This is a genomic window from Kitasatospora sp. NPDC002543, assembly GCF_053594915.1.
In genome coordinates this window covers 1-5204 of the sequence record NZ_JBSFWR010000197.1, presented here as the reverse complement: position 1 = coordinate 5204, position 5204 = coordinate 1, and the positions used below count along the sequence as shown (strand labels likewise).

At 73.5% G+C, this 5204-nt stretch carries 2 protein-coding genes; both read right to left on the bottom strand.

The window, feature by feature from the left end:
* On the bottom strand, positions 1 to 2258 hold a 2258-nt coding region (locus ACWD4P_RS37795; protein ID WP_449782764.1), incomplete at its 3' end, for a type I polyketide synthase.
* Positions 2259 to 2315: 57 nt separating this feature from the next.
* Positions 2316 to 5141: a type I polyketide synthase gene (locus tag ACWD4P_RS37790; RefSeq protein ID WP_449782763.1), complete on the bottom strand. Its 2826-nt coding sequence runs from the start codon at positions 5139 to 5141 to the stop codon at positions 2316 to 2318.
* Positions 5142 to 5204 lie beyond the last annotated feature (63 nt).

Below are 5204 nucleotides of genomic sequence, written 5' to 3'. Positions count from 1 at the left end.
TTCGACCTGCCGAACCGCGACGCCACCTCCAAGACGGCGTCCTCGGCACCCGAAATCACCACCTGCGACGGGCCGTTCACCGCCGCGATCGACACGCCATCACGCAGTTCGGCCGTCACCTCGGCCTCCGTCGCCCGCACCGCGACCATCGCACCACCGGTCGGAAGCGCCTGCATCAGGCGGCCACGCGCCGCCACCAGCCGCGCCGCATCCGCCAGTGAGAACACCCCCGCCACATGCGCCGCCGCCAGCTCACCCACCGAATGACCGGCCACGAAATCAGCCTGCACGCCCCAGGACTCGACCAGACGGAACAGCGCCACCTCGAACGCGAACAGACCCGGCTGCGCCACCCCCGTCGCCTCCACGGCGGAGGCGTCCCCGCCCCAGACCACCTCCCGCAACGGCACCTCCAGGTGCGGATCCAGCTCCGCACACACCTCGTCGAAAGCCTTCGCGAACACCGGGAACGCCTCGTACAACCCCCGGCCCATCCCCAACCGCTGACTGCCCTGCCCGGTGAACAGCACCGCCGTGCCACCCTGAGGCGCAGGCGTCGAATCGCCTTCCGCCACCGCGGCCAGCGCTTCCCTCAGCGTCGCGTGGTCGGCGCCCACCACGGCGGCGCGGTGGTCCATCGCGGCCCTGGTCGTGGCCAGCGAGAACCCGACGTCCATCGGGTCCAGCTCCGCATCGCCCTCCACCAGCGCGAGCAGCCGGGCCGCCTGACCTCGCAGCCCCGCCTCCGAGCGCGCCGACAGCACCCACGGCACGAGCGGAAGAGTGCCACGCTCCACGGCCTCGACGGGCTGCTCGGCGCCACCCGGCTGCTCGGCGTCGAGCGCCTCGGGGGCTTCGGGGGCTTCGGAAGCCGAGGGGGCTTCGATGATCACATGGGCGTTGGTGCCACCGAACCCGAAGGAGGAGACGGCGGCCCGGCGCGGGCGCCCCTCGACCGCCGGCCATTCCCGCGCCTCGGTCAGCAACTCCACCGCGCCCGCCGACCAGTCCACCTTCGGCGACGGCTCGTCCACATGCAGCGTCTTCGGCATCACCCCGTGCCGCATCGCCAGCACCATCTTGATCACACCCGCCACACCCGCGGACGCCTGCGCATGACCGATGTTCGACTTCAACGACCCCAGCCACAAAGGACGTTCGGCCTCCCGGCCCTGCCCGTACGTCGCCAGCAACGCCTGCGCCTCGATCGGATCACCCAGCGCCGTCCCCGTACCGTGCGCCTCCACCACATCCACATCCGCCGACGCCAACCGGGCACTCGCCAACGCCTGCCGAATCACCCGCTGCTGCGACGGACCGTTCGGCGCCGTCAGACCGTTCGACGCACCGTCCTGATTCACCGCGCTGCCCCGCACCACCGCCAGCACCCGGTGCCCACGCCGACGCGCCTCCGACAACCGCTCCAACAACACCACCGCCACACCCTCGGCCCACGCCGTCCCATCGGCGGCGGCCGCGAACGCCTTGCACCGGCCATCGACCGCCAGCCCCCGCTGCCGCGAGAACTCCACGAAGGCCAGCGGCTCGGACATCACCGTGACGCCGCCGACCAGGGCCATCTCCGTCTCGCCCTGGCGCAGCGACTGCGCGGCCAGGTGCAGCGCCACCAGCGAGGACGAGCACGCCGTGTCCACCGTCACCGCAGGGCCCTCGAGACCCAGCGTGTACGACACCCGACCGGAGGCGACACTGCCGGCCGTCCCGGTGCCCAGGTAACCCTCGATCCCCTCGGGCAGCGGAGACACCTTGGTCGCGTAGTCGTGGTACATGACGCCGGAGTAGACGCCGACCTTGCGGCCGTGCAGCGCGGTGGGGTCGATGCCCGCCCGCTCGAAGGCCTCCCACGAGGTCTCCAGCAACAGCCGCTGCTGCGGGTCCATCGCCAGCGCCTCGCGCGGCGAGATCCCGAAGAACCCCGCGTCGAACCCTCCGGCGTCCCGCAGGAAGCCGCCCTCACGGACGTACGAGGCCCCCACCCGGTCCGGGTCCGGGTCGAACAGGCCGTCCAGGTCCCAGCCGCGGTCGTCCGGGAACTCCGAGATCGCGTCCCGCTCGTCCACCAGCAGCCGCCACAGCTCCTCGGGGGACGTCACCCCGCCCGGCAGCCGGCAGGCCATCCCGACGATCGCGATCGGCTCGTGGTCCCTCGACTCGAGCTCCTCCAGCCGTTTGCGGGTCTGCCGGAGGTCGGTGACCGCGCGCTTCAGGTAATCGCGGATCTTCTCGTCATTCGCCATGGTCAGCCTGTTCCTTGGGTCGGGCGGGGCACTGTCTGCGGTTCACGACGGGCTGGTTCAGGACAGCCCGAGTTCCTCGTCCATGAGGTCGAAGAACTCGTCGTCGGTCGCCGCGTCGAGATCGGTGTCGATCGCGGGGGCGCTCGGGCCGATCCCCCACTTGGTCACCAACTCACCGATCTTTCTGGCCACTTCGGAGCGCGTGTGCTCGTCCGCGAGCAGTGCGGAGAAGGCCGCGTCCAGCCGTTCCAGCTCGGCCGCCACGGAGTCCGCGCCACCCGCCGCCTCGGGGACGAGCCGGTCCCGCAGGTGCTCGGCGATCGCGGCGGGCGTGGGGTAGTCGAAGAGCAGGGTGGCCGGCAGCCGGACCCCGCTCGCGTCGGAGATGCGGTTGCGGAGTTCGACGGCGGTGAGGGAGTCGAAGCCGACGTCCTTGAACGCCTGCTGCGCACCGATCGCGTTCGCCCCGGAGCGTCCCAGTACGGCCGCCGCGCTGCCCCGTACGAGGTCGAGCACCACCTTCGCCCGCTCCGCCTCGGACAGTCCGGCCAGCCGGCGGCCGAGCGTCTGCCCCTCCGTGACGGCGGCCGGCTGTGCGGCCCGGCGCCGGGGGCGGACCAGCTGCCGCAGGAGCGGCGAGACCGTGCCGGGGGCCGCGTCGGCGAGACCGCCGAGGTCCAGCTTGGCGGGGGTGAGGTCCGGTACGGCCGAGCGGAGCCCGGCGTCGAGCAGGGCCATCCCCTCCACCGCGGAGAGTTCCAGCATTCCACCGCGCCGGATCCCGCGGGCGCCGCCCTCGTCGAGCCGGCCGCCCATGCCGGCCGACTGCGCCCAGAGGCCCCAGGCCAGGGAGACCGCGGGCAGGCCCTGGGCCCGCCGCTGCCGCGCCAGACCGTCCAGGAACCCGTTGGCCGCGGCGTAGTTGCCCTGACCAGGGTTGCCCAGCACACCGGCCGCCGACGAGAACAGCACGAACGCGGCCAGGTCCGTGTCTCGGGTCAACTCGTGCAGGTGCCAGGCGGCGTCGACCTTCGGACGGAACACCCCGTCCAGACGCTCCGGCGTCAACGCCGTCACCACACCGTCGTCCAGCACACCGGCCGTGTGCACCACCGCCGTCAGCCCACGCTCCGCCGGCACCGACGCCAACAGACCGGCCACCGACGCCCGGTCACCCAGATCACAGGCCACCACGTCCACCGACGCGGCGCCCGACTCCCGCAAGCCCTCCACCAGTTCACCGACCCCGGCAGCGGCAGCACCACGACGGCTCGCCAGCACCAGATGCCGCACCCCGTGCGCCACCACCAAATGCCGCGCCACCAAAGCACCCAGCGCACCACCACCGCTCACCAGCACCGTGCCCCGCGGATCCAGCGAACCGAACACCGGCTCCGCCGCCTCCGCGCCCGCACGCACCAACCGGGGCACCCGCGCCTCCCCGCCGGCCAGCACGACCTGCGGCTCACCCGACGCCACCGCCCGCGCCACCGGACCGCGCGACGACACCGAAGCGTCCGTGTCCGCGTCGACGTCCACCACCACGAACCGGCCCGGGTTCTCCGCCTGCGCCGACCGCACCAGACCCCAGACCGCGGCCACCGCCGGATCCTGCGCCACCCCACGGGTCAGCACCACCGACACACCGGAACCCTCACCGGCCAACCGCTCCCGCATCCACTCCACGGCACGCCCGGCCAGCACCCGAGCCCGCTCCGGCCCCTCACCTGCCACCTCGCCGAGCAGGTCGCCGGTCAGATCCAGCACCTCCGGCTCGGCAGCGCCACCCTCCGGCAGCACCACCGGCACCCACTCCACCCGGAACAGCGCATCCCCCGCACCACGCCCCGCCGACGACAACTGGTCACCGGTCACCGCACGGAAGGCCAGGGACTCGACGTCGACCAGCGAGGCCCCTCCGGCATCGGCGATCCGGAGCGTCACGCTGTCCGCCCCGGAGCGGGTCACCCGGACCCGCAGCGCCGACGCACCGGCGGCGTGCAGACGGACACCGTTCCAGGCGAACGGCAGCAGCAGCCGGCCCTCGCCCTGGGCGACGGCCCCGAAGCTGGTGGCGTGCAAGGCGGCGTCCAGCAGGGCCGGGTGCAGGCCGTAGCGGCCGGCCTCGCCCCGGAGCTGCTCGGGCAGTTCGACCTCGGCGAAGACCTCCTCGCCCCGCGTCCACACCGCCCGAAGCCCCTGGAACGACGGCCCGTAGCCGTAGCCGGTCTCGGCCTGGCGCTCGTAGAAGCCCTCGGTGTCCACGCGCTCCGCGCCGGACGGGGGCCACTCGGTCGACGCCGTGGCACCGGTCGCCGCCGCGTCGGCCTCGCTGTCGGCCTCGGTGAGCGTGCCGGTGGCGTGCCGGGCCCACGACAGGTCGGCCGAAGCCCCCTCCGTCCGCGAGTACACGCCCACCGTCCGGCGCCCGGCCGCGTCCGCACCGGAGACCACCACCCGCAGCTGCACCCCGCCGGTGTCCGGCACCACCAGCGGCGCCTCGATCACCAGCTCCTCGACCGCGCCGACACCCAGCTCGTCACCGGCCCGGACCACCAGCTCCAGCAGCCCGGTCCCCGGCAGCACCACCACGCCCGACACCCGGTGGTCGGCCAGCCACGGGTGGGTGCGCAGGGAGAGTTTGGCGGTGGCGACGAGGCTGCCGTCCTCCGGGAGTTGGACCAGTGCGCCGAGCAGTGGGTGTTCGGCCGAGGTCAGGCCCGCCGCCGACACGTCACCGGCCGAGGCACCCGACTCCAGCCAGAACCGCTCGTGCTGGAAGGCGTACGTCGGCAGTTCCACCGTCCGGGCGCCGGTGCCCGCGAACACCGCCGACCAGTCCGGCTGGACCCCGGCCGCGAACACCGCGCCCAGTCCGGCCACCGCCGACTCCGCCTCCGGCCGACGCGACCGCACCAACGCCACACACCGGACACCCTCCCCGGC